General features: G+C 61.4%; 28 protein-coding genes. 4 read left to right on the top strand and 24 right to left on the bottom strand.

Annotated features, from left to right (window positions below; all coding sequences use genetic code 11):
* Positions 1 to 35 precede the first annotated feature (35 nt).
* Genes F6Y09_RS11885 through darH form a run of 3 tightly spaced genes read left to right on the top strand, consistent with a single transcriptional unit; the run spans position 36 to position 2,593 of the window.
* Positions 36 to 1,196 carry a beta-ketoacyl-ACP synthase III gene (locus tag F6Y09_RS11885; RefSeq protein WP_152207153.1) on the top strand — a complete coding sequence of 387 codons (1,161 nt, stop codon included), beginning with the start codon at positions 36 to 38 and terminating at the stop codon, positions 1,194 to 1,196.
* The gene (locus F6Y09_RS11880; RefSeq protein WP_152207152.1) at positions 1,189 to 1,608 is read left to right on the top strand and encodes a DarG family dialkylresorcinol biosynthesis protein; all 420 of its coding nucleotides are present in this window, start codon (positions 1,189 to 1,191) and stop codon (positions 1,606 to 1,608) included. The genes F6Y09_RS11885 and F6Y09_RS11880 overlap by 8 nt, the downstream gene beginning before the upstream one ends.
* Positions 1,601 to 2,593, top strand: coding sequence for a BtrH-related acyltransferase DarH (gene darH, locus F6Y09_RS11875; protein WP_152207151.1), 993 nt, complete (start codon positions 1,601 to 1,603; stop codon positions 2,591 to 2,593). The genes F6Y09_RS11880 and darH overlap by 8 nt, the downstream gene beginning before the upstream one ends.
* Before the next feature lie 14 nt (positions 2,594 to 2,607).
* Here darH and F6Y09_RS11870 read toward each other — a convergent pair whose 3' ends face one another.
* The 24 genes from F6Y09_RS11870 to F6Y09_RS11755 are packed head-to-tail and all read right to left on the bottom strand — an operon-like array spanning position 2,608 to position 24,224.
* Positions 2,608 to 3,507: a beta-ketoacyl synthase N-terminal-like domain-containing protein gene (locus tag F6Y09_RS11870; RefSeq protein ID WP_152207150.1), complete on the bottom strand. Its 900-nt coding sequence runs from the start codon at positions 3,505 to 3,507 to the stop codon at positions 2,608 to 2,610.
* Positions 3,504 to 4,664 (bottom strand): beta-ketoacyl synthase N-terminal-like domain-containing protein, encoded by a 1,161-nt coding sequence (locus F6Y09_RS11865; RefSeq protein ID WP_152207149.1) that lies wholly within the window; start codon positions 4,662 to 4,664, stop codon positions 3,504 to 3,506. Before F6Y09_RS11865 ends, F6Y09_RS11870 begins: the two co-directional genes overlap by 4 nt.
* Before the next feature lie 33 nt (positions 4,665 to 4,697).
* A complete protein-coding gene (locus F6Y09_RS11860) occupies positions 4,698 to 4,955 on the bottom strand; it encodes an acyl carrier protein (RefSeq protein WP_152207148.1) in 258 nt (85 codons plus the stop codon).
* Positions 4,956 to 4,989: 34 nt separating this feature from the next.
* Positions 4,990 to 6,159, bottom strand: a complete 1,170-nt coding sequence (locus F6Y09_RS11855; protein WP_152207147.1) for an ABC transporter permease — start codon at positions 6,157 to 6,159, stop codon at positions 4,990 to 4,992.
* A gap of 1 nt (position 6,160) precedes the next feature.
* Entirely contained in the window at positions 6,161 to 6,892 is a 732-nt protein-coding gene (locus F6Y09_RS11850; RefSeq protein ID WP_152207146.1) for an ABC transporter ATP-binding protein, read from the bottom strand.
* A gap of 37 nt (positions 6,893 to 6,929) precedes the next feature.
* Entirely contained in the window at positions 6,930 to 7,475 is a 546-nt protein-coding gene (locus F6Y09_RS11845; RefSeq protein WP_152207145.1) for a methyltransferase family protein, read from the bottom strand.
* A gap of 40 nt (positions 7,476 to 7,515) precedes the next feature.
* Positions 7,516 to 8,745, bottom strand: coding sequence for a beta-ketoacyl-ACP synthase (locus F6Y09_RS11840; protein WP_152207144.1), 1,230 nt, complete (start codon positions 8,743 to 8,745; stop codon positions 7,516 to 7,518).
* Positions 8,745 to 9,470 (bottom strand): 3-ketoacyl-ACP reductase FabG2, encoded by a 726-nt coding sequence (locus F6Y09_RS11835; protein WP_152207143.1) that lies wholly within the window; start codon positions 9,468 to 9,470, stop codon positions 8,745 to 8,747. The genes F6Y09_RS11840 and F6Y09_RS11835 overlap by 1 nt, the downstream gene beginning before the upstream one ends.
* Complete coding sequence (locus tag F6Y09_RS11830; RefSeq protein ID WP_152207142.1) at positions 9,467 to 9,952, bottom strand: hotdog family protein; 486 nt, start codon at positions 9,950 to 9,952, stop codon at positions 9,467 to 9,469. Before F6Y09_RS11830 ends, F6Y09_RS11835 begins: the two co-directional genes overlap by 4 nt.
* Positions 9,952 to 11,148, bottom strand: a complete 1,197-nt coding sequence (locus F6Y09_RS11825) for a beta-ketoacyl-[acyl-carrier-protein] synthase family protein (protein WP_152207141.1) — start codon at positions 11,146 to 11,148, stop codon at positions 9,952 to 9,954. Before F6Y09_RS11825 ends, F6Y09_RS11830 begins: the two co-directional genes overlap by 1 nt.
* Positions 11,145 to 11,810, bottom strand: coding sequence for a DUF3261 domain-containing protein (locus F6Y09_RS11820; protein ID WP_179959406.1), 666 nt, complete (start codon positions 11,808 to 11,810; stop codon positions 11,145 to 11,147). The genes F6Y09_RS11825 and F6Y09_RS11820 overlap by 4 nt, the downstream gene beginning before the upstream one ends.
* 25 nt (positions 11,811 to 11,835) lie before the next feature.
* The gene (locus F6Y09_RS11815) at positions 11,836 to 13,071 is read right to left on the bottom strand and encodes an NAD(P)/FAD-dependent oxidoreductase (protein ID WP_246180506.1); all 1,236 of its coding nucleotides are present in this window, start codon (positions 13,069 to 13,071) and stop codon (positions 11,836 to 11,838) included.
* Positions 13,072 to 13,093: 22 nt separating this feature from the next.
* Positions 13,094 to 15,469, bottom strand: coding sequence for an MMPL family transporter (locus F6Y09_RS11810; protein ID WP_152207139.1), 2,376 nt, complete (start codon positions 15,467 to 15,469; stop codon positions 13,094 to 13,096).
* Positions 15,466 to 16,068: an outer membrane lipoprotein carrier protein LolA gene (locus F6Y09_RS11805; RefSeq protein ID WP_152207138.1), complete on the bottom strand. Its 603-nt coding sequence runs from the start codon at positions 16,066 to 16,068 to the stop codon at positions 15,466 to 15,468. Before F6Y09_RS11805 ends, F6Y09_RS11810 begins: the two co-directional genes overlap by 4 nt.
* Complete coding sequence (locus F6Y09_RS11800; RefSeq protein ID WP_152207137.1) at positions 16,065 to 16,484, bottom strand: acyl-CoA thioesterase; 420 nt, start codon at positions 16,482 to 16,484, stop codon at positions 16,065 to 16,067. The genes F6Y09_RS11805 and F6Y09_RS11800 overlap by 4 nt, the downstream gene beginning before the upstream one ends.
* On the bottom strand, positions 16,481 to 18,040 hold the full coding sequence (locus F6Y09_RS11795; protein WP_152207136.1) for an HAL/PAL/TAL family ammonia-lyase: 1,560 nt from the start codon (positions 18,038 to 18,040) through the stop codon (positions 16,481 to 16,483). Before F6Y09_RS11795 ends, F6Y09_RS11800 begins: the two co-directional genes overlap by 4 nt.
* 22 nt (positions 18,041 to 18,062) lie before the next feature.
* Positions 18,063 to 19,004 carry a lysophospholipid acyltransferase family protein gene (locus F6Y09_RS11790; RefSeq protein WP_152207135.1) on the bottom strand — a complete coding sequence of 314 codons (942 nt, stop codon included), beginning with the start codon at positions 19,002 to 19,004 and terminating at the stop codon, positions 18,063 to 18,065.
* Positions 19,001 to 19,771: a glycosyltransferase family 2 protein gene (locus tag F6Y09_RS11785; protein WP_152207134.1), complete on the bottom strand. Its 771-nt coding sequence runs from the start codon at positions 19,769 to 19,771 to the stop codon at positions 19,001 to 19,003. The genes F6Y09_RS11790 and F6Y09_RS11785 overlap by 4 nt, the downstream gene beginning before the upstream one ends.
* Positions 19,768 to 21,555 (bottom strand): ApeI family dehydratase, encoded by a 1,788-nt coding sequence (locus tag F6Y09_RS11780; RefSeq protein ID WP_152207133.1) that lies wholly within the window; start codon positions 21,553 to 21,555, stop codon positions 19,768 to 19,770. Before F6Y09_RS11780 ends, F6Y09_RS11785 begins: the two co-directional genes overlap by 4 nt.
* A complete protein-coding gene (locus F6Y09_RS11775) occupies positions 21,548 to 22,102 on the bottom strand; it encodes a COG4648 family protein (RefSeq protein ID WP_152207132.1) in 555 nt (184 codons plus the stop codon). Before F6Y09_RS11775 ends, F6Y09_RS11780 begins: the two co-directional genes overlap by 8 nt.
* Positions 22,103 to 22,110: 8 nt before the next feature.
* Positions 22,111 to 22,371, bottom strand: coding sequence for an acyl carrier protein (locus F6Y09_RS11770; RefSeq protein ID WP_152207131.1), 261 nt, complete (start codon positions 22,369 to 22,371; stop codon positions 22,111 to 22,113).
* A gap of 23 nt (positions 22,372 to 22,394) precedes the next feature.
* Positions 22,395 to 22,655 (bottom strand): phosphopantetheine-binding protein, encoded by a 261-nt coding sequence (locus tag F6Y09_RS11765; RefSeq protein WP_152207130.1) that lies wholly within the window; start codon positions 22,653 to 22,655, stop codon positions 22,395 to 22,397.
* Entirely contained in the window at positions 22,642 to 23,409 is a 768-nt protein-coding gene (locus F6Y09_RS11760) for a lysophospholipid acyltransferase family protein (protein ID WP_152207129.1), read from the bottom strand. The genes F6Y09_RS11765 and F6Y09_RS11760 overlap by 14 nt, the downstream gene beginning before the upstream one ends.
* On the bottom strand, positions 23,406 to 24,224 hold the full coding sequence (locus tag F6Y09_RS11755) for a beta-ketoacyl synthase chain length factor (protein ID WP_152207128.1): 819 nt from the start codon (positions 24,222 to 24,224) through the stop codon (positions 23,406 to 23,408). Before F6Y09_RS11755 ends, F6Y09_RS11760 begins: the two co-directional genes overlap by 4 nt.
* Before the next feature lie 254 nt (positions 24,225 to 24,478).
* On the opposite strand from F6Y09_RS11755, the gene F6Y09_RS11750 reads away from it, so the two are divergent.
* Positions 24,479 to 24,919, top strand: a complete 441-nt coding sequence (locus tag F6Y09_RS11750) for an excinuclease ATPase subunit (RefSeq protein ID WP_152207127.1) — start codon at positions 24,479 to 24,481, stop codon at positions 24,917 to 24,919.

Genomic DNA, 24,919 nt, shown 5'->3' with positions numbered 1-24,919 from the left:
CGGAACAAACTTCAAGAACTGAGCTGTCACACCCCATGAACCAGGTTTACATCACGGAAATCGCCGCCGTCCTGCCCAACGCCCCCGTCGCCAACAACGAGATGGAAGCCGTACTGGGTCAGGCCGGACTGAGTCCGTCCCGGGCCCGGCGAATCATTCTCAAGAGCAACGGCATCCGCAACCGCCACTACGCCATTGATCCGGAGACGGGCGAGCGTAGCCATACCAATGCCCAACTGACCGCTGAAGCGGTCAGGGCGCTGGGCAAAGGCACTCTTGAACGCATGGACTGCCTGGTCTGCGGCACCAGCCTGCCGGACCAGTTGCTGCCTAATCATGGTGTCATGGTGCACGGCGAACTGGGCTCCCCTGCCTGCGAGGTAGTAGCCACCGCCGGTGTCTGCCTCGCGGGCATGTCCGCCATGAAGTACGGCTGGATGGGCGTCGCCAGCGGGGTCCATGACATGGTTGTTGCCACCGGCTCGGAAGTCGTTTCTGCCATTATGCGAGGCAAGTTCTTTGCACCGGAAGCCGCAGCCAGCCTCAATGCCCTGGACAAACGCCAGGAAGTGGCATTTGAAAAGGATTTCCTGCGCTGGATGCTGTCCGATGGCGCCGGCGCGGTGAAAATGGAAAACCGACCAGCCACTGACGGCCTCTCGCTGCGTATTGACTGGATTGATATCCGGTCCTACGCCAACCAACTGGAGGCCTGCATGTACGCCGGCGCGCGCAAGCGCGAGGATGGTACCCTGGAAAGCTGGAAGGATTTGCCCCCGGAGGTGATTCAGGACGAGTCCGTGTTTGCTATCAAGCAGGATGTGAAGCTGCTCAACGAGAACATCGTCACCGCAACGGTGGAACAATTTCTGCCGGATATTCTAGGGCGCCGCGGCATTTCCGGCGACAACTACGACTGGTTCCTGCCCCATTACTCGTCAGGCTTCTTCCGCCAGCGCCTTTATGACGGCATGGAACGGGTAGGCTTTACTATCCCCTTCGAGCGCTGGGCCACCAACCTCACCGACAAGGGCAACACCGGCTCCGCCTCCATCTATATTATGATGGAGGAACTGTTCCATTCCGGCCGGCTGAGCCAAGGCGAGAAGATTCTCTGCTATGTACCGGAAAGCGGTCGTTTCTCTTCCTGCTTCATGCAATTGACCGTGTGTGGTCCCGGAGCCGGCGATGCGTGACCGGGACGTGCCCCAGGACAGGGCCCGCTCGCTGGGAGGTCAGCGCAAGCGGCTCTATGCTCGGGACGAGTCCGGGCGCTATACCACCGTACTGTCCAGCGGCTGGGAGGCAGAGGAGGTGGTGCTTGGCCAGGCTGTGGACGAATTCCGGCGTCAGGCCGCGGAAGCCCGGCAGCGGGTCAAACAGGGTCTGTCCTCGCCCCTGGAGTACCACATGTATGCCCGGCGCATGGACCTGACGGTGCTGGCACAGGCCTCCGGGCTCTTCCGCTGGCAGGTTCGCCGTCACCTCAAGCCGTCCGTTTTCCGTCGTTTGCCCACCACTAAACTGACCCGTTATCAGCAGGCACTGCAACTCGGCCACGACGAACTCACCTGCCTGCCACCAGACCATGAGCCAAGCCATGACTGATTTCCGTCACCAGCAAACCGCCCACTGCGAAAGCGGGGCCGTGGCCAGCCTTTTGCGCCACAGTGGGCTGGACCTGTCGGAGCCCATGGTGTTCGGCTTGTCGTCGGCCCTCACTTTCGCCTACATTCCGCTGATCCGGGTAGGGGGCATGCCCATGCTCGCCTATCGGATGCCGCCAGGAAGGATAATCCGGGGGCTGAGTCGACGGATTGGTGCCAGCTTCGATTTCCAGCGCTTTCGCACCCCGGAAGCGGGGCTGGCGGCCCTCGACGGACACCTGGCCGACGACCGCCCGGTGGGCCTGCAGGCGTCGGTGTACTGGCTGCCCTACTTTCCGGAAAACATGCGCTTTCACTTCAACGCCCACAATCTGGTGGCCTACGGCCGGGAGCAGGACGACTACCTGATCAGCGACCCCACCTTCGAGGAACCGGTCCGGGCCGATGCCGAAGGCCTGCAGCGGGCCCGGTTCGTGAAAGGCATGCTGGCTCCCAAGGGATTGCTTTACTATCCCACCCGGCTACCGGATTCAGTGGATTACGACTGCGCCATCCCGGCGGCGATCCGTAGCACCGTGAACATGATGCTGCGCACGCCCCTACCCATCATTGGAGTGAAGGGCATCCGCCATGTAGCCCGCCGAATCGGTCGTTTTTCCCCGGCCAACGAGCACTTCAACCGGCTGTTTATCGGCCACATGGTGCGGATGCAGGAAGAGATCGGCACCGGTGGCGCGGGCTTCCGGTTCCTGTTTGCGTCCTTCCTGCAGGAATCCGCTACCCTCATCGACAAACCCCGACTAGCCCGCTGTGCCGACCAGGTGACCGATGCCGGCGACGAGTGGCGGCGATTTGCCCTCTATTGCGCCAAGATGCTCAAGGGCCGCATGACCCTGGATTACCAGAAACTGGCCGATCAGCTGATGAAGGTTGCCGCCATGGAAGAGGCTGCCTACCGGCAACTGATGACGGGCCTCCCGGAATAGCGTTGCGCTGGGGGTTACCGGAAACGGTCGAGCCGGACCCCGTGGAACCGGTTGGCACCGTCGGGTGCCAGCAGCAACAGCGGTTCCACATGGTTACTACCCAGATAGCGGATCATGGCGCCGCCCATGGCGGCGGAATAGCAGGCCAGGCCGGCCCGATATCGTGGTAAACCGGCCAAAGCCGCCGGGAGTTCGGCATCTTGCTCTGGCCACCAGACCCTGGTCCCGGCCGCGCCCACTTTCTCAACCCAGTCCGCCAGCGCTTCCCCATTCGCCAAGGTGGCAAGATGGGTCAGCGTCGCCAGTGCAGGCTGGACGTCGGCCGTTGTTTCGTTGCCGCCATCCAGGCTTACCGTGAACCAGTGGCTGCCCTCTCCCAAAGAGGTTTCACCGGGGACATCCAGCCGCCGGCAGTGTTCCTCCAATGGCATTGAGGACTCATCCACCACCCCGATCAGGGCCTGCCGGACAGCGCCAGCCCTTAGATCCAGCGCTGCCAGCTGCAACGCGGCAATCAATGAAGCATCCTGACGGGACACGAACAGGTTGCGACCACCTAGCCCCAGGCTCCTGGCCACATAATAGCCGGCAGAGTTACTGAGAGTATTAATGAAGTTGGCCGGCTTGGGCACGCTGCCGCCAGCGACCATCTGTTCATGCACCTTGATGGTATTGCTCAGGGAAGCGAATCGGGAACCGATGTACAGGCCGGTATCCCGGGCCGGCAGGCTGTCCCCGACACAGCGCCCGGAACCGATCAGTGCCAGTTGGGTGTAGCGGTCGATGCGCCGGAAACGGTCACGACACACGGCCGCCAGAGCATCCTTCAGCGACGCTGGACCCCGGCCAGGGTCCACTACCTGATAATGATCCCCGGTGGACCGGATGGTCAGTACCGGGCTGAACAGGCTCATGGACGACTCTGCCTGTTCAACACCAGGCTGGCGTTGTTGCCGCCAAATCCGAAGAAGTTCAGCAGGTAATAGCCGTCAGCAGCAGCCCGAGCTTCGGTCACGGGGGAAACCTGAAGGTCGCTGTCCGCCTCCGCAAACCCGGAGCTGGCCGGAAGCTGGTTCTGAGCAAGGCATGCGTCCATCAGGATGGTTTCCATCACCCCACAGCTGCCCAGGGTATGACCGAGCAGGGATTTCAGGGAAAAGAAATCCGGCACCGGATCGAACAGCCGGCGCATGCCGGCAGCCTCGCTGTTGTCGTTCAGGGGCGTGGCAGTGCCGTGGGCCTTGATAGCCGCTATCTGATCCCGGCTGATACCAGCGTCCGCCAGCGCCTCGGCCATCACTGCGGCGATAGAGCTGCCGTCGGGGTGGGACGCGGAGATACTGTAGGTATCACAGTTGCTGGCACCTCCGCTCAGATAACTGCCCCCAGCGCAGCCATTGTCCACCTCCAGCAGCAATACTCCGCAGCCTTCCCCCAGAATCAGGCCATCCCGTCGCCGGTCAAAGGGGCGCATGGTATTCGCAGCCATCAGCTGCATGCCGTGGAACCCGGAGAGCGTGGTGAGGTTGCGGGCTTCCAGTCCAACAATCAGAGCCCGGTCGCATTGCCCGTTACGGATGGCGGTCATCGCGCTGATCAGCGCGTTGGCGGTGGCGGTGCAGGCCGTGTTGAGAGAAAAATCCGGGCCCGTGAAACCATGGCAGGTCTGCAGGTGATGACTGATCTGGCCGAAGCCATCCAGTGGCAGAGGCATCGCCAGCGCCGGGCTATGGGTCAGCTGCTGCCGGTAGACGGCTTCTCCGATGCCGATACCGTAACATGACGAACCGATAAACACCGGCATGCTGGCCCGTTCCGAAGCCTCCAACTGCACGCGTGCGAACAATTCCGCCAGTGCCTCGTCCAGCAACCAGTTCAGCCTTGCCCCGGCATCCTCCGGGCCGCCATTCACACCATGATAGGGGACGGACAGGGGCTCCGCGAAACCTTCGAGATCCAGGTAGCGGGCAGTTCGCTCAGGTCCCGCTAATAATGCCCGTGCGGCCTGAGCGACACCGCCGTCCAGGCTACTGATCATACCCGTGGCGCTGATTCTGGCTTGCCGCCCCATCACGTCCTCCAACCTTTACCGAAGCCTTGCCACTCAGTCCGCGACAATGAACGCCGCCAGTTTTTCCACCGAGGTCAGAGCCAGCCGGGTTTCGTTCCCGCTGTCGATGTGCTTGCCAAAGCGCCGCTTGACCTCCAGGGAGATGCTCAGAGCATCCAGGGAATCGAGATTCAGGCGGCTCTCAGGGCCAATCAGGAACTCGTTGTCCTGGATTTCACCCGCCTCCACATCCACGTCGCATTCGTCAATGATCAGCTCTTTGAGTTCAATTTTCAGATCTTCAATGTTCATACAACGGCATCTTCCAGCGGGTCATATCAATAAATCAGGCGCTCGCGGAGCGAGGGGAAAAAACAAAAGTGAGCACCAGCATCAGCGCAGCAAAGCTCACCAGGCCACCGGTTTCCGGCAACACATCCACCACGGTGCCGTTGCGCAACAGGATGTCGAAAAACCCCTCAAGGCCCCAGGCCATGGGTGAGAAGTCCCCCAGCTGGCGCATGGTTTCCGGCATCAGAAAACGGGGCACCATGACCCCGCCGATGGCCGCCATGATGATATTGCACACTGCTGCGACAATGGTCGCCTGCTCCACGGTGGCGGTGATCTGGGCGATAAACAGGGCGTAACAGACCGCCGCCAGACTGGCCGCCACCGACACCAGCACCAGCCCTGTGGAATGGTTACCCAGGGTCAGCTTGTCCCCGCCCAGTAGCGGGATCAGGTACAGGCCAATCAGAAACAGCACCAACACCTGCATCAGGTTAACCAGCAAATAGGGTACCACCTTGCCCGCTAGCACCCGGGCCCGGGACACCCCCATGGTCTGCAGTCGCATCAGGGTGCCTTGCTGACGTTCGTGAATCAGGGTGGTGGACAGCGGTACAGCGATAAAGAACATTGCAAACAGCAACCAGGCCGGCACATTGTGCTGCACGGAAGATGGCAGCATACCGCTGTCATCAAACAACGACTCCGATGCCACCATGGAACTACTGGTATCCAGGGCACCGGCGCTGATGCCCGGCAGGAACGCCATGCGGTACTGCAGATAGAACCGGTTCAGAAGCTCGGTCACCCGACCCTCCGCAATGCCGGCGAAAACCGGTGACGTGCCGGGGGCAATCAGCAGACGCACCGCCTGTCCCCGGTCCGCCAGGTTGCTTTCGAAATCCGGCTGTACCAATACCAGGAACATGACCTCGTCCGCCCTGGCCCGCTGGCGCAACGTCTGCTCCGGGGCCTCAGCCGACACCCGGTTGAATGGGCTAGCCGCTCCCAGTTCCCGGGCAAATGCGGCACTCAGGGAACCGCCGTCCTGGTTTACCAGGAAGAAGTCCAGTCGTGTTTCTTTGTTCATGGCGTACTGGTTCTGCAACGCGAAGGTCATGATCAGCACGAACACCGCCGGCATGACAAACAGCAGCAGTAGACCGTGAGGGTCTCGGCTCAGCAGCAGGAATTCCTTGCGAATGAGGGCGCGGTACAGAGCCATATCAGTCCCTCAGCTGTCGGTGAGTCAGGTTCAGGAACAGGTTCTCCAGGCTACCCTCGCCCGCGCTGAGCAGCTCGGGTAGCGGCCCTTCCCGCAGCAGGCGACCGTGGTCCATTATAGCCACGCGGTCACAGAGCTCTTCCACTTCCTCCATGTAATGGGAGGTGTAGATGACGGTAGTGCCCTGCTGGTTAAGATCCCGTATGGTCTCCAGGATGAAGTGCCGCGAGTGGGGATCGATACCCACCGTGGGTTCGTCCAGCAACAACAACCGGGGCTCCGTCAGCAGCCCGATGGCCAGATTCAGGCGCCGTTTGAGGCCACCGGACAGCCGCCCTGCCCGCTCCTGCAAGCGATCCTGGATGCCGGTAAGGCGGGCGCAATGATCAACCCTTTCAGCGATTTTCGCCTTCGATATCCCTTGCACACCGGCAAAGAAGCGCAGATTCTCGCCCACGGTCAGCGGCAGGTAGAACGCGTAGTCCTGAGGTACCAGCGCAAGGCCCGCAGCGATCCGGGCGCCAGGCATGGCCACGTCCTGACCGTCAACAAAGATCGTGCCTGGCTGACAGGGCAGCAGACCGGTGAGCATTGACAACAGCGTGGTCTTGCCGGCGCCGTTGGGGCCCAGCAGGCCGAACAGGGCACCGTCGGCCACGGTCAGACTGATACCGTCCAGTACCGGCGCGCTTCGGGAAGAATACTGGTATGACAGGGGCTCTATGGTAACCAAAATATTTCAGTCCGCTGAGCGACCGCCGGGGCCGTGATTAAAGTACAAATGGGATGAATAACCGGCTCTGTTGTCGATAACAATCATAGTCGTCGCCAAAGAACTCGCGGTTCTCGCCTTCTTCTACCCGGGCCGTAACAAACAACGCCACCGATACCCCGAGCGCCACCAACAGGCCACTGCCCGAGGTCTCCTTCAGATAGCTACCCCAGCACAGGAACAGCAACGAGGTATACATGGGGTGGCGAACGTAACGATAGATACCCGCAGTCACCAAACGGGCGGTATTCTCGAAGGCAAAGTTTTCCACCGGCTGTTCCCGGTGTCGGCGACCCCCTTCGCTTCTGAGCCACCACAGCGCGCTGACCATGAAAACCCCGGCCAGCACAAGCAGCAGGGTTGCACCAACCTGGCTTAATGACAGCAACTGCTCGTGCCATCGGGGCACGGCGCGTACCAGAATCCAGAGGATGCCGGCAAAGGCAAAAAACCGGTAGAAGCCGTGGCACCTGGGATTCAGTAGTTGTCGACGGCAAAACCACATTAGCGCCAGCAACAGAGTCAGGTAGATCAACGCCTGCATGCCGTCCACTCCCGACCGTCAGGTACCTGGTGGAAATCCATCAGGACACCCAGCGCCTGAAGATCAGCGAGGTGTTGATGCCGCCAAAGGCGAAGTTGTTGCTCATCACGTATTCGCAGTCCAGCGTCCGGACTTCACCGGTGATGTAATCCAACTCGGCACATTCCGGGTCCACTTGTTTCAGGTTGGCGGTGTGGTGGAAGTGACCCTGGTTCATCATCTCCACTGCCACCCAGGCTTCCAGCGCGCCGCAGGCACCGAGGGTGTGGCCGGTGAAGCTCTTGAAAGCGCTGATGGGCACCCGGTTGCCCAGAATATCGGCGGTAGCATGGGTTTCCGCTACATCACCACGGTCGGTGGCGGTGCCATGGGCGCTGACGTAGCCAATGGCTTCCGGGGCCAGTCCCGCGTCCTCGAGGGACCGTTCCAGCGCGTTGCGCATAGTCTCTCGGGTGGGCTGGGTGATGTGGGCGCCGTCAGAATTGGTCCCGAAGCCGGCGATTTCGCCGTAAATAGTGGCGCCCCGGGCTTTGGCGTGCTCCAGTTCTTCCAGGATCAGCGAACCGGCGCCCTCGCCCACCACCAGGCCGTCCCGGTCAGCGTCGAAGGGTCGCGGGCTCAAGTGTGGGGTGTCATTAGCAGTACTGGTGGCGAATAGGGTGTCGAACACCGCCGCCTCGGTGGCGCACAACTCCTCGGCGCCCCCCGCGACCATCAGGGTCTGCTGGCCATACTTGATAGCTTCGTAGGCGTAGCCGATGCCCTGGCTACCCGAGGTGCAGGCGCTGGATGTGGTAATCACCCGGCCCTTGAGCCCGAAGAAGACACCGATGTTCACCGGCGCGGTATGGGACATCATGCGGATGTAGGTAGTAGCATTAAGACCGTCCACCGCCCCGTGGATCAGCATGTTGGCAAACTCCGCCACGGCGCTGGGTGAACCGGTGGAGGAACCGTAGGAAACCCCCATGCGACCGTCGCGGATGCGCTCGTCGTCCAGCAGCCCGGCTTTCTCCAGGGCCAGCTCCGACGCCCGGGTGGCCATCAGGGCAATACGTCCCATACCCCGGACAGCGCGCCGTGGGTAATGGGCGGGCCGCTCGAAGTCCGTGACCGGCGCTCCCAGTCGGGTATTGAGACCGGAATAACGGTCCCAGTCTTCCATCCGGCGGACACCGGTGCGGCCGTTCTCGAGGTTGCCCCAGACGGTCTGCCAGTCACTGCCGATAGGGGAAATGCCTGCCATACCGGTTATTACGACCCGTCTCATCAGCACATTCCCCCGTTTACCGAAATCACCTGCCGGGTGATATAGCCGGCGTCATCGGACACCAGAAAACTGACAGCGGCCGCGACCTCCTCCGGCTTGCCCAGACGCTGGCTGGGGATGAGTTTCATCGCCTCCTCCACCGGCACATCCGCCAGCATTTCGGTTTCGATCAGCCCGGGGGCGACGCAATTGACCGTGATCCGGCGTTTGGCCAGCTCCACCGCCAGGGCCTTACTCGCACCGATGATGCCCGCCTTGGCGGCACTGTAGTTGACCTGGCCACGGTTGCCGATCAGTCCTGACACTGAGGACAGGGTAACAATACGACCGGGCTTGCGGCGGCGAACCATGGGCATGATGAGCGGGTTGAGCACGTTGTAGAAGCCATCCAGGTTGGTGTGCAAGACCGCGTCCCAGTCTTCCCCCGGCATAGCCGGGAACGCGTTGTCCCGGGCCACACCGGCATTGCAAACCACACCATAGTAGGCACCATGGGCTTCCACATCTGCCAGCAGGGCGTCGGACGTCTGCTGCCGGTTGGCAATATCGAATTGCAGGATGCGGGCATTCCGCCCCAGCCCCTCGATGTCCCGAGCCACTACCTCGACCTGCTCCCGCTGGCTGCGGCAATGCAGCACCACGTCGTATCCATCCCGGGCCAGGCGCAAGGCCGTTGCCCTGCCGATGCCCCGGGAAGAACCGGTTACCAGAACTGTTTCTGTCATCTCTCCACCTTCAACAGGTCGTCAAATTCTTCGGGCTGATAAACATTCAGTCGGGCGTGGGCTTCGAAAGACTCGCCTCGGGGATCGCGACCGCGGATCCAGCAATCGAAGACACCCAGGCCACTGTCACCGGCCATCTCCTGCTCCACCCGGATTCGCATAGTACACCCTTCCGGAAATCCAGCGACGCTGCTCTCATAACGGCGACTGCCCAGAAGAAATCCTACTTTTACCTGTCTGCCCTCAACACGGGCCCGGGTTCCGGCCCAGGCAGCCACCGCCTGGGCCATATATTCGATACCGAGCCAGGCAGGCACTTCACCATGCTCCAGGAACAAATTGTTACGGGTCACCACGGCACGGGCTTCCAGCCAGTTATCCCCATACCCCAGTATCCGGTCCAGCAGGCTGATGTCTCCCCGGTGCCGGACCAGTTCGTCCACGGTCCATTCGGGATGTGATGAATCCATGGCAAGGGTCATCAGCGACGTTCCTCACCGGTGGCACTGAGCACCAGGGCGATATTGTTGCCGCCGAAGGCAAAGGAATTGCTCAGCACATGCCGGGGCACAGTACCCCGCTCGTCCTCGCCGGGCGACACCAGCTTGAGGGCCGGCATGTCCGGATCTGCCTCGCCATCCCACCAATGGGGCGGCAACTGGCCGCTACCGGTGAGGCTCAGCCAGCAAAAGGCCGCTTCCAGGGCGCCGGCGGCGCCGAGGGTATGGCCAGTCAACGGTTTTGTCGAGCTGCATGGCAGACGGTCACCGAATATCGAGGTTACCGCCAGGCTTTCCATGCGGTCATTCTGGGGGGTGGCGGTGCCATGCAGGTTCAGATAGCCGATGTCACCGGGCGCGAGGCCGGCGTCTTCAAGGGCGGAAGTCATTGCGCCGCGAGCGCCCCGGCCTTCCGGATGGGGCGCAGAAATATGGTGTGCATCAGAGGTTTCGCCGGCGCCCGCCAAAACCACCGGGCTACTGTCGCGACTCATCAGGAACAGGCACGCGGCCTCACCGATATTGATGCCATTGCGGTTGCGACTGAAGGGATTGCAAGTGCTCTCGCTCACCGAATCCAGGGCACTGAAACCATTGACGGTCAGCCGGCACAGGGTATCAACGCCACCACAGATCACCACATCACAGATGCCGGTAACGATCAGCCGACGGGCGCTGGCCAAGGCCTTGGCTCCGGACGAACAGGCAGTAGAGAGGGTGATGGCTGGACCGGATGTACGCAGGTAACGGGCCAGGAAGCGTGCCGGCCCACCCATTTCCTGTTGCTGGTAGTGGTACCAGGGCGGCAGCGGGCCATCCCCCTGACGCTCGACAAACGCTTGTTCGGCATCGCCAATACCGGAGGTGCTGGTACCGAGGACGATTCCGATGCGGTGAGCCGGATGCCGATCCAGCGCTTGTTCCACCTGAGCCCGTATCTGAGGGAGGGCTGCAAGCAACAGACGGTTGTTGCGGCTGTTTTCCCGCACATCGGCTATCGCAAAGGCGGTCAGATCAGCGGGTACTGCGCCCAGGGGAAGAACCCGCCCGGGGGTATACTGATCCGTCCTGGTCAGAGGCCGGGGCTCACCGGCAAACAGGGCGCAGGCCACCTCGTCCGTACTGTTGCCCAGGGCACAGAGAATCGCTGGCTTGTGCAGATAGACAGCTTGCATCATGGTCGACTGCGCTCTGGCCTTTCGGCCGTCAAGGGTCCTGTCGCTGAAGAGTGCCCGGAAGCGTCCCTGTTCAGCACTTGCTCCACCACCTTGAGCGTGTCCACCCTGATGAAGAGGCCCGACCGGTGGTGATCAATCAGTACCGAGGTACCCGGTACCAGGCAATTCCGCCCGACCGACCTTCCACCCGATAACGGAGCGCGACAGGTTACAGTAATGTTACTTTCTCCCTCAAGCAGGAGGTGTCGCTTTCCGGTATCGGTCTGTAACGACCAGTTACCGTGGTAATATTTACGCAACACCGGTTCTGGCAAATACGCCAGCTGGATCTGCGCCAGCAGCCATTCAGCGGGCAGGGTCTTTTCCAGACCCGGCGCCTGCCAGGTATCCAGAGATTTGCCGTCCCATCGGATCTCCAGCAGCCGCTGGCCGGTAACACTCAGGCCGTTCAGCTGCATCCGGTCCGGTGCCAGGGTGGTAATCGCCAGCATTCGACGGGTCTCACCATCGGGCGTGCGGATCGTTAGCCGTTGGTTGAGCTGAAGGCTTGCCATGGCCTTCTGCGGCGGCACCAGTGGCGGTGCCTCCGGCGCCGGCGCCAGCCTCAGCGTCTGGCAGCCCGGGAGGACCAGCAGGAGCAGGCTCAGGACAGTGATTCGCACGGTCATCCTGATCAACGGCACCACACTATTCCCTGCACAGTTCCGTCAGCACCCGCAGGCGCCGTCGGCTTTCGCTGACGTAAGGGTTGGCGGTGTCCCAGGCGTAGCCGGCCAGAATCGAGGAGACCATTTCCCGCACCGGAACCGACGGATTTTCAGCGAAGATCACATCCTGGAAGCTGCCGTCGTACCAGCCGTCGACATAGGTACGGAAGGTGTCCACGCCCTTCTTCAGCGGCTCGGCGAACGAAGCGTCCCAGTCCACCGATTCGCCCCGGAGCTGACGATCAAGGGATTCTGCCGCCAGGCTGGCGGACTTCATGGCGATGGTGACCCCGGAGGAGAATACCGGGTCCAGAAATTCTGCAGCATTGCCCAGCAGAGCGAAATGACGCCCCCACAGCTGCTTCACATTGGCGGAATAGCCCCGGATCTCACGGACCGGCGTATCCCACTGGGCGTTGGCCAGCAACCGGGCCAGATTAGGATCTTCATCCACCACCTGTTTCAGGCGTTCCCCGGCGTCGCCCTGATAGCGCCCCATGAACTCGGGACGGACCACTACACCAAGAGAGCTGCGACCGTTGCCAAAGGGAATCAGCCAGTACCAGACGTCCCGGTGCTCGGGATGCACCGTGATCAGAATCTTGTCACGGTCATAGTCGGCAGCGTCGATACGGTCCGCCACATGAGTGAACAACGCCATACGAACTGGAAAGGACGACGGAGTTTCCAGCTCCAGAAGACGCGGCAGCACCCGGCCAAAACCGCTGGCATCCAGCACGAAGCGGGCGCTGACCTGGTAGGCATCGCCCTTATCGGTGCCTACCTCGACAAGGGGGACGTCGCTCTCGAAATCCACCGCCAGGATTTCATGCCCGAAGCGGACATCGACCCCGGCCTTTTCCGCCTCGGTTGCCAAAATATGGTCAAACTGCCCCCGCTCCACCTGGAAGGTGGTGCCCGGCCCCGCCGAAAACTTCTCCCGGAAATCAAAGGCCGTATCGCGGCCCGCATGGTGGAAGGCCGCGCCATTCTTGTACTGAAAACCGCCTGCCTCCACGGCTTCGGTCATCCCCGCCTCGGCCACGAACGCCATGCATTGGGGCAACAAACTCTCACCAATGGAAAAGCGGGGGAAATGCTGTTTCTCCAGCACCAGCACACGCCAACCTTTCTTTCGCAACAGGCCGGCCGCCACTGCACCGGCAGGCCCGGCACCGATAATCAGTACATCCGTAGTCAGTTCCGATGAATTCAAGACACTGCACTCCTCTAAAGACCTATACATCATGGACTTCACCCACCCCGGATCTTGCACCGGGCGGAGACACAACAAACACAATCAGCCAACAGAACAGCAGCCCCGGCAGTACCGTTACACCAAAGTGATGCAATACCGGCGTATCACTCAGGGCCAGCAGGCCGAACGCCAGCACCGAGGTGAGTGCCGACAGGGTGACCGCTTCCCAGGCGTGGGTCTGGCCGTCGCTCTCCCGCAGGAAAATGCCCATATCCAGGCCAATGCCCAGGATCAGCAGGGTGGCTAGCTGATGGAACAGCGTCAGTGGCTGCCCCGCCAGTGCCAGTAAGCCGAAGGTCATGCCGGTGGCGATCACCGGGGGCAACAGGACCTGCCAACAACGGCTGCGGTAACGTCCCAACAGGATCAGGGCCACCAGCCCGCAGGCCACCGCCAGCCACAGGCCAACCTGCACCCGGTAGCGAGCCAGCAGACCGGATATGTCAGCAACACGGTCGACAAAACTCACGCCTTCGTGGGCCTCTGCCAGGGTTTCAATGTCCTGGTAGATCGCCGGACCGGAGACTGCGCCAAGAGCGATCACCGAGGCAGCCCCCGGTCCGTCAGCCGCTTGCTCACCCAACCAGAGATGTGCCAGATAACCCCCCACTCCTGCTGATTCGGAAGTCGAAAGCCCGGGCGCCAGCCAGTTGGGGGAGTGGCCGCCCAGCAGTTCCCGACTCCTGGCCGGCAACGACTCCGGCAGACCGAGATCCGCGGCCAGCCGCTCCAGCAGATCCGGTTGCAGCAAGGTCTGCCGGACCTGATCGTAATCTCCCTGCTGCCGGGCCACGGACGGAATCAGCTGTGACATGGCCTGGAACGAGCCCAGACGATCTTCCGCAATCCATTTCTCCAATGGCGCGCGCAGGGTCTCCTCCCGCTCCAGTACCTGTTGTTCGTCGGCACCGGTCACCAGCAGGAAGCGGCTGGACCCGGCACCACCGCTGGCCACCTGGACCAGTTGTTCCGAATCCAGCAAGGCCCGGGGCGATGACTGCAGATCCCCCAGATGGTCGCGGAACTCCAGCTGGAACCACCCTGCCACGGCCGCCACCATCGCCAACACCAACCCACCGGCCACCAGCGGCCGCGCCCGCTGGCCGAGCCATTCCAGGCTCCGCCCCAGCGGGCGGACAGTGGTCCCCCCGGGATCCTTGAGACCACGAAGGCCCGCCACGGGGAACCAGAACACCACTGTCAGCCAGGCCCCGATCAGACCGAAACCGGAAAACACGGCAATCTGCCGCAACCCCGGGAACGGGGTAAACCATTGGGCGCCATAAGCCAGCACGCTGGACACCAGGCCCAGGGTAATGCCCGGGAGGATACGCCGTAACGGAATTCGCCCCATTGCCTGACGGGCACACAGATAGTGCATGGCGTAGTCCACCGAAACCCCTACCAGGCTGGCCCCGAATGCCAAGGTGACCACGTGGAGGCGTCCGAAGATCAACAGGCTCACCGCGACCGCGACGCACAACCCCGCGCCAACGCTCAGTACCGGCAGGACCAGGGACCAGGCCGAACGAAAATGCCACAACAACAATACCACCACCGCTGTCAGCGACCCGAGCCCGATGGTGGACAGCTCCCGGCGGGCCTGCTCGGCACCGGCTGCGGCATGGAACACCAGTCCGGATCGATGGACACTGGTGGACCGGTCCAGTCCGGCTTCTGCCGACTCCACAGCCGCCAGCACCTGCTGCTGGGTAGTGGCGTCAAAGGGGGCGCCGGCAAAGCGCACCAGTACAACCCGGTAGTGGCGGTCAGCCTGTTCAGTGTAGAAACCCTTGCTGTCCTGGCTGAACCCGGCGCCCGTCGCCCGGGATGCCAGCCAGTGACCGAGCAGGTTCAGGGGGTCCTCAACCAGGGACGCGGCCCGACCGGCAGCGGTAGGGTTCACCAGCTCGCGGACCACACGGCGGATCAGCGCCCCGCCGTTGCCTTCTGTTAAAAGATGGCGGTCTTCCTTCGCCAGTAGCTGGTAGCGGTAAGGGCGATAGTCGTTCCGCAGGGCCTCCAGCAGTCCCGGATCGGGCCCGAGGCGAACACTCTCGAAGGAACCACTCTGCACCAGCGCCTGCCGGAACCTATCGGCCTGCGCCTGAAGCCCCCGGCGATATTCCTGTTCACCCCCGATCAGTAACAGGGCCCGGTGAGCCACTTCCTCTGACAGGGATTGCGCGGCCAACTCCATCACCGGATCCTGGCTTCCTGCCGGCAACAGGGCCAGGACGCTGGTATCCAGGGTACGGCCGGACAGCAATTGGTCGGCGCTCCACGCCATAATGGCCGCCAGCACTACCAGCCATACCAGTGCCACCAGGCGTTGCCGGACTCCCACTCCGGTCACGGCTGCGAGAGTCTCACGTCTTCCAGTAGAATCCGGGTCTTGTCCCCATTGGTCTCCTGAAGGATCATCTCTTCCACTGTCTCGGCACCCTGCAACTCGATGGACGCCATCACCGAGGCCACGGTGTCATCCACCGGACTGAGTTGCAGCGTCCACCGATCCGCCGACCCACTTTCAGTCAGCTCGAAATAGGTTTCCAGCGCGACCCGGTCACCGGTGAACATGGAGAAGAAAATCTCGCTGATGACACGGGTCATGGGCTGGTCCTCGGTCGCCATGCGCATCACCTCCTCACCGTCCTGGATCTCGACGATTTCCTCTCGGGTGATGCGCAGCTCGGTGGCCACCGGCTCACGCACCTGCCAGTGCAGACCCTGCTCTACTGAGAATGAAAAAACACCACCGGATTCGAGGGTTGCGCCAAGATCTTCCAGTGTTTTCTGCTGTCGGAAGTACCCCTCCAGACGGGCGTCTGGCGCTGGCATCATGGTATTGAACAGGGGATGATCTTCACTGACGGTGGCAGCGGAGTCCCCGGCCCATGCCGGTGTCGCTGAAACGACGAGCAACATCAACAGCAAACGAAGGAGAGTTTTCACGCCTGAGCCTCCCCGGCCTTGCGGATTTTATCCAGCAGCACGTCCGGTGATACGAAACACATCTCCCGGGTACGCATGTCCAGGGCTACCTGGATGGTGTGCCCCCTGGTCAGTCGCTCTCCCGTCTCGGCATCGGCGATCAGGTATTCCACCTTCAGACGGTTCTCCCATTCCTTCAGGGTGGCGGTCACATCCAGCATCTGGTCAAACCGGCTGGGCCGGGCATAACGTACATGCAGGTCGATCACCGGCCAGGCATAACCGGACTCCCGCATCGCCAGGTGATTGTATTCCAGCTTCTCGAACAGCTCGCAGCGGGCGATCTCGAAATACTTCACGTAGTGCCCGTGCCATGTGATCTCCATGATGTCGATATCGTGAAATGGCACCTTCACCTGAGCAGTGGCCTTGATCATGGGGCGGTCTCCTCCGGGTATGTTTCGTCCGGGTACAACGTCCAGTGACGATTCTGGATCTGGTCGATCAGTGCTCTCAGGTCCCCTTCCAGAGCACGATCCTCCAGCAGATGAGGGCTGGTTTCGCGAATAGCAGCCACCATGGACTGCAATGCCTCACCCAGGCCTTCGTGGGTGATATCACCCTGGGCCAGGCGCAACTCCAAGCCCTGGCTTACCGCCAGCAGTGACGCCGCGGCCACCTGCTCGGTGAGCTGCAGTATCCGCAGGCAGTCCCGCGCAGCGATGGTGCCCATGCTGACCTTGTCCTGGTTGTGGCACTCGGTGGACCGTGAAAATACGCTGGCAGGCATAGTGAGTTTGAGCGCTTCTGCCGTCCAGGCCGACGCGCCAATCTGTACCGCCTTGAAGCCGTGGTTGATGGCTCGGCGTTCGCCCTGGGCGCCGGACAGGTTGGCAGGCAGGCCGTGATTGAATTTCACGTCCATCATCTGGGCCAGCTGCCGGTCCAGCAGATCGGCGATATTGGCAACTGCTGTTTTCAGGCAATCCATGGCAAAAGCGATGTGACCACCATAGAAGTGCCCCCCGTGGAGAACGTGGCGTCCTTCCGCGTCGATGATAGGATTGTCGTTGGCACTGTTGAGTTCGTTCTCGATGAACTGCCGGAACCAAGGCAACGCATCCTCCAGCACGCCGATCACGTGGGGCGCGCAGCGTAGGGAGTAACGGTCCTGGAGCCGGTCTGGGTTGCGGGGTGGTTCGCCGGCGTGCAGATCTTTCCGCAGCCGTGCGGCCACTGCCTGCTGGCCCGGGTGGGGTTTGACGGAAAACAGGGTTTCGTCAAAATGGTGAGCATTGCCATCCAGCACCAGTGTCGCCATGGCAGTGATGCGGGTGGCCAGGCGAGACAGGTATTCCGCCCGCTCCCAGGCGACACAGGCCAACCCGGTCATGACGGCGGTGCCGTTCATGATGGCAAGTCCTTCCTTGGGTTTGAGCCGCAATGGCCGGATGCCCTCCGCCTCGAACACCTCGGCGGTGTTTCGGCGCTCACCCTGATAATAGACTTCCCGTTCACCGCAGAGCACCGCTGCCACATAGGACAGCGGCGTCAGGTCGCCGGAGGCGCCCACGGAACCCTCTTCCGGGATCACCGGCAGGATATCGTTGCGCAGCAACAGAGTGAGCTGCTCAAGCAGCCCCTCGGTCACACCGGAGTAACCCATGGTCAGGGAGTTAAGCCGCGCCGCCACCACTGCCCGGCTATGTTCCGGCGGCAGGACATTTCCCAGGCCACAGCCATGGAAGGTGTAAAGTCGGTGGGGCAGCTCCGCCACCAGGTCAGCGGGAATCATGGTGGTGCAGGAGTCCCCATAGCCGGTGGTAACCCCGTAGATGGCACCGTCTTCCTCGAGCAGCTGCTCGAGAAATCGGCTGCCACGGCTGATTTGCTCACGGAAGTCGGCGGCGTCACTGAGCATCACCATCACTTCACCACGGGCGATGGCATTGACGTCTTCAATGGAAATGGGGCTATGGTCGAATAGAATCATCAGGTCACATCATCTGGATAGGTTATCTTCCGGGCCGCGCCCAGAAGTCGTAGAAGTTGTACCACTGTAGCGGGGCGATGGCACAGTAGCGTTCCAGGCATCCTGCCCAGCGCTGGACATAGCCCTCCAGCGCTGAATGACGATCTTTCCGGGGCAGATGGATACGCTCTGCGAAAGGCTCCAAACACAGGTCATAAGCGGGTTTCCCGCTCTGTTCCTGCCGCAGACAGAAAATGCTCAGCACCGGGCAGCCCAGAACCGAGGCCAGGATAAAGGGGCCAATAGGAAAGCGGGCGGTTTCTCCCAGGAACGAGGCTTCGCTGGTGTTCCCTTCATCGGACACCGGCGTGCGGTCACCGGCAATCACCAGGAACTCTCCGGCGTCCAGCTTCTGCTTCAATACGATGGCGGTAGCCGGGTTGATATCGCTTACCTGAAGGATGTTGACGTGACTGTCGCCACTGACCTGGCGCAACATTTCATTGAACCGGGAGGCATGGGCGGTATGCATCAGCACGTTGAACGTCATGCCGGTATTGCGCTGGGCCAGGGCGCGGCATATTTCGAGATTACCCAGGTGGGAACCGATCAACAGGCCACCGCGACCACTGTCCGCCAGTTCATCAAAGGCCTGGTGACCGACAAAGCGGATATCGTCGAGAACAATGTCCCCCTGCCATACCGCCAGCTTGTCCAGCATGCTCTCACCGAAGTTGAGGAAATGCCGGTAACTGAGTGCCATCAGGGATTGACCATCCGGTAACAAACCCCGCTGGTCCAGGTGGTTCAGGTATTGCTGCGAGGCCTGTCGGGCGCCCCGGTGCACCAGGAAGTAATAGAGGATCACCGGATACAGGCACACCCTGAAAGGCATTCGTCCCAGCCAGCGATACACCTGTAACATGAACCGGAGCCCCCACAGGGCCCCCGACTCGCCAATGGCGGCCCAGTGCAGTGGCTTCACGAGCGAGCCCTCCACTTTTCCGGGCTACTGGTGCGACGTCGCCGACCCAGCAGCCCTGGCAGGCGCACCAGCATGCCGAAAAACAGCCGGGTATGCATGCGAGTAATCAGCCAGTTGTCTTCCCAGCCACGGAAATGAGACACCCCGTCAACCGGATAGCGCACTATCACAGGCAGTTGGTGGATCTCACCTCCGGCCCATTGCCACTTCACCAGCACCTCCGTATCGAAATCCATGTAATTACCGGTGAACCGGCCCTCAAGGAACCGACAGCAGGACGCCACCGGGTAGACCCGAAAGCCACACATGGAATCCTCAATTTTCAGCGACAGGGTGTTGATCCACACCCAGACATGGGTCAGATAACGGCTGTAATAGCGAAGCGCGGGAACACTGTGGTCGTATTCCGGCCGGCCGGAAATTATGGCCTGGGGATGACGACGACCAAAATCCAGCAGCCGGGGTATGGCCCCGGCGTCGTGCTGGCCGTCAGCGTCGATCTGCAGGGCGTGACTGTATCCCAGTTGGTGAGCAGCCCGCAGTCCGGCTTTCACCGCACTGCCCTTGCCCTGGTTTTGTGGCAGATGATGCAAATGGATGCGCGGATCATCGGCGGCCAATTTCACCAGCACATCACGACAGGCCGGCCCCGAGCCATCGTCCACCAGGATGACCGGCAGCCCGGCGGCCAGGACACCATCGACCACACCACCGATGGCATCGGGGTGATTGTAGACGGGAACCAACCCGCAGCAGCGAAACGTCATGAGTGGCTTCCTTCAGCGGCAAACAGCAGTCGCCCCGAGGAAAACCCGGCGTCGCCGTCATGGAACCGGAAAGCCAGCCGGCCCCTGTCCGGATCCAGCGACAGGTGCACGGTCACCTGCTGACCCGGCTGGATCACCTGCTGGAACTTGACCACTTCCATCCGCAGGAAGCGCTCTCTGGAGGGCACCACCTCACCCAGCAACGACCTGGCGAAGTGTTCCGCCCAATGGACCTGAACCACCCCCGGCAACACCCGGACTTCGGGAAAGTGCCCCTCAAAATACACCAGCTCCGGCTGAACATGGATTCTGAGGGTTGCCTCAAGGCCTCCGGATTGAGCCTCGAGGACCTCTGGCAGGCAAGGGCCGGAGCGGTCAGTGTTGTCTGTGGCAAACAGGGCGACCAGCAGTGGCTGGGGCACCTTGCCCTGGGTGTTACAGGGTAATTCGTCGGGGAACCGCCAGTGGCGGGGCAATACCGGCGTCTCGAAACTCGTCGCCAGTCGCACCCGCAAGTCCCGACTGAAAGCACGGCGCCCGGCCTTATCCAGCGCATCAATGCCCGGATGAGTCAGGGTAGCCACCACCGCGCAGCGGGTGCGGTGACCGCCCAGCACCACTACCCGGGCTTCACGGATCCACTCGTGATGCTGCAGGCACTGCTCCATGGCGGTGAGCGAAACCCGCTTGCCTTCAATCTTGGCAATCCGATCCACTCGGCCCAGCAAGCTAAACCGCTCGCCGGATTCGACCCGGGCCCGGTCGCCGGTGGCAAACCAGCTTTCATGCCCCAGCAGCGGTGAACGAATAACCAGAGCACCTTCCCCTGCGCCGGAAGCGGTTGGTTCACCATCGTCGTCTGCCAACACAGCCACGGTAATGCCCGGCAGCGTCCGCCACACCGGGTCCTGTTGCTGCTGGCGCCAGGCGATGCCCCCGGTTTCGGAGCTGCCAAAGATCTCGGTAACACCGACGTCAAAGCGCTCTCCGGCGGCCAGACTGTCTTCCCGACCCAATGGCGCTGTGGACGACACCACCATGCGCCAGGCGCCCCTCGCCGCTGCCCAGTCCGCCCGGGCAGGCAAACGTCCCAGGTGACTCGGCGTAGTCACCAGCACCAGGTTCCGGCAGTCATGGGCCCAAGCCAGTACGTCTTCCAGATAGTGAGAGTGGTGGCGGGCGAAGGGGCGCTGTCCCGCCAGGGGCCAGAGCACCCGCCAGATCAGGCCGTATACGTGCTGGTGCGTCACCGTACCGATTACCAGTGCCCGACCGGTAACCTGACCCCACCGGGTTTCGTGTATGGCCACTTCGTCTGCCAGCTGGGCCAGCTGCATGGTTACAGGCCGGGGCTCCCCGGAACTGCCGGAAGTTAGGACAATAACGGCTGCATGGTCCCTTGCCACAGTGGTGAATGGCGCAGTCGCCACCCTGGCCTCCGGAGCTGGTTCAGACAGCTTTTCGAGTGGAGTGGGCACGGGGAAGTCCCCGACGAGGGCGCTGACATGAGCCTCCAGCCGGGCGACGGTGGTCGGCAGATTATCGCCGGCCAGCAGGGGGGTCTTGCCACATTGCCAGAGGGCCATCACCAGGGCGGCGAATTCACCGGCGTCATCCAGGTAAACCCCGAAAACCCGGGCCGGGTGGGGAGCCAGGACCTCCATCCATTGCCGTACCCGGCGCTCGAACGAAGTACGGTCCTGCCTACGATTGCCGTCCGTCGCCACCAGTGCAGCGGGATCCTGCTGACGCGTCATCACCGTGGCCAGTGAGCATTCAGTCATTCTGTCGCCTCCGGTAACGTTGACGGAACAGGAACTCCCCGAGGAACAGCGCACCCATCAACAGGTAACTGATCAACCCGTTGTAAAGTGCCCAGACGTAATCCTCAGCCCAGAGTGTCGCGGCGGCAATACTGCCGTTGATAGCAAAGAACCCCACCCAGACCCAAGTGACATGACGGGTGTAACGCACGCCGGATGGCGGCAAGGCCGGCTCCCGTAGCTTGGCCAGCCGTTCAATGGCTGTTGGCGGATACACCAGCGTCCAGACGAACACCAGCAGCAGACCGCCACTGACCAGTACCGGATAGGCCTTGACCCCAAGCGAGCTCTGGGCAAGCCAGGTCCACGCCCCCAGCATCAGGCACAGGGCAAACCAGACCCAGGACACGGCATTCCCCTGCGCTGCACGCACCAGGTGTATGACCGCGATGGGCACCAACGCCAATACCGCCATGGACACCCCTCCCCTGGTAAGGGCCCAGTACACTGCAAGCGGGTACAGCAGCGTCAGGCCGCCGATAAGCAACCGGCTCAACCATAGCAGCATAACGAGCCCTAACGGCTCAGCAGCTGATCTACCGCGTCCACAACATCATTCACGGTGCGCACGGTCTTGAAGGCTTCCGGCTGGATCTTTCTGCCGGTCCACTGCTTGAGCTCCACCACCAGGTCCACGGCGTCGATGCTGTCAATGTCGAGATCTTCGTACAGGTGCGCTTCTGGCGTAATGGCCGCACGGTCCAGCTCGAAAAGCCCGGTCAGTACACCAGCAATATGCTCGAAGATCTCTTCCCGTGTTTTTACGAATTCCGTCATGTTCATCTGCTCCTTGTTCTTGACTAGGCCGGCTGGTGACGGGCAACCAACCGCGCCAGTGCCTGGATACTTGCAAAATGCTTCCGGGTTTCTTCGGAATCCGAATCTAGCTTGATGCCGTAGTGCTTCTGCAGCGCCAGCCCCAACTCCAGGGCGTCAATGGAGTCCAGGCCGAGCCCTTCCACAAACAGCGGTCCGGATGCGTCTATGTCGTCCGGTGTCATGTCCTCCAGATCGAGGACATCTATTACCATCTGCTTGAGTTCCAGCTCAAGGTCGTTCATATCGGGCTAACTCCGTGGTGAAGTAATCTTTAATCGTGTCAGTCAGGCGCCGGGACATCAGCGCCGGTCGCTGCTGGAGAAACGGCTCTACCTCGATGTCATCCCCTACCGAGAAAGTCATGTGAAACCGACGATCCGGAACCTGATACCAGGGTGTTTGCTTGGTCAGGGTCGGGGGTGAACAGGTGATGATAACCGGTGTCAGATTCTGGCCCGCCCGTATGGCAATGTTCGCCGCTCCCCGCTGCAACGTCATTTCCCGTCCTGGTGTGGAACGGGTACCTTCCGGAAATATGATCAGGCTATTGCCCCGTTCCATAGACCCCCGGGCAGCTTCCACCACTGCCGCGGGATCGTCGTTGGCGATATACTGCCCAGCCTTCAGGGGGCCCCGGGTAAACGGGTTTCGCATCAGCGCACTCTTGATCACGCAGTCCGCATTGGGAACCAGCGCCATCAGGAATACCACGTCGATAAGCGTAGGATGATTGGCAATAATCAGACGGCCCGGCTCTCGCAACCGGTCCAGGCCCCGGATGTCGTAAGTCAGGATGCCCAGGCTTTCCATCAGCCTGACAAACGTCCAGAAACAGCGGCCAATCAGCTGCTTCACCCAACGTTCTCGCCGGCGATCGTTGCGCAGTATCGCTGAAGCAGGAGCGATGACCAGAGGCAGCAGCAGGCCGCCCAGACCGAACACCACAAACGAGAAGCCCGTGGCCAGAATGCGCCACAGCCGGTTCAGCGTGTTCATGAATGGACCTGTGGCGCTCCGCCTCCGTGCTTGCCCCAGCTCCAGGTACGGCCATCGCCCCGAAAAGCCATGTTGCGGGAAGTGTTATCCAGCAGGAATTTCAGCAAGGTATCAATGGCCGCGCCCTCAGCCACAGCTTCGTCGGCACCGGGGTCATCCGCCAGAGTAAAAGACAGCGTCAAGGCGTCACCCGCCTTCTGCTGAGATTCCCCGCAGCTGACCAGTAAGGCTATGGCCTGGACATCCCCTCTGCGATTCTCGGGGTCAGCCACATCTTCCGGCAGAGCGTCGTCATAAATCACACAGAGGGCCCGCTCAGAACAGCCACCGTTCAGTTGCCTGAACTTCAGTTGCGACCAGGCCTCGAGCAGTGCGGAAAACGGGCTGTCCGGCCCTGCGGCAATGGCAGTAACAGGCTGCTCTACATCACCGGCAATGGAGTGAATACCGCCGATGGCATTATGCACCGACAGGCTGAACGAGGCGGGCGACAAGGGTGACTGCTCGGCCAGATCCTTGAGCAGGGCAACGGTCCGGCTGACTTCACCATGCTGCGAACAAAATATACGGGTTACAGGCGCCGGCCCAGTGTTCGCATCCAGCACCTGGCCCGCGCACCACAATGCCGCCTTTCCCATACCACTCAGCCGACGCCTGAGCATTGCCGGCACCCCGGGGAGCTCAGCCTTGTAAGGCACTCCCGAGGACCCGGAGGCCCGAGACTGACCGAGCGCCCATGCGACCCATTCGCCGAGCTCCTTGCGGTCAGGTGAAAACGCCGCCCAATGGTGGAACGTGAGGTAATCGGTGTGCATGATGGATGCCTGTCCTGGATAACCCGCAGCCCGCCGGTACGCTCTTCATCTGCGTCAACACCAACAAGAGAAAAACCACGGCCACAAAAAAGTAAATTTCTGGTAATAAACTCGGCGCGATTCTACCTCTCTCTACGGAATTGCCGCAAGATAATGCTGCCTGGAATGACAAAGTGTTACATTTGATTGACTTATCGCAGAAAGCTACACTTGCCCTAAGCTCTTGGAGCAATTAAACGATTAAGGATACTGACTTGAAAAAACTGCTGATTTTTTCCGCCCTTGTGGCAACTATTATTGCCTTTCCAGCCCATAGTCGGGACACGGTGCATATGCTTCCCCTTGAAGACGCCCTGAAGATGCCGGATGCCCAAGCCAAGCTGGATGGCTCGGTCGAGTTCTATTTCGCGGGGCAGGACCACCCACCGATTGAACGCTCCCTGGTCGAAACCTTCACCAACAAGAAGACCAATGCCTTCGGCAAGTCTGACGAAGACGCCTGCAACTGGGTGTTTCTGTCAGCTATGATCGCCCTCCAGGACCGAGCTAAACGGGAAGGAGCGGACGCCGTGGTAGACATCGTGAGCTATTACGACAAGCGTGAGATTGCCAGTGCTACCGAGTTCGAGTGCCATGCCGGGGCCATCATGGCCGGCGTTGCTCTCAAGGGCAATTTTGTCATGCTACAGGACTAA

Origin of the sequence: Marinobacter changyiensis (genome assembly GCF_009193265.1) — a bacterium.
Classification (GTDB): Bacteria; Pseudomonadota; Gammaproteobacteria; order Pseudomonadales; family Oleiphilaceae; genus Marinobacter; species Marinobacter changyiensis.
Note: the sequence above shows the minus strand (reverse complement) of the source record. Positions and strands in the feature narration are given on the sequence as shown.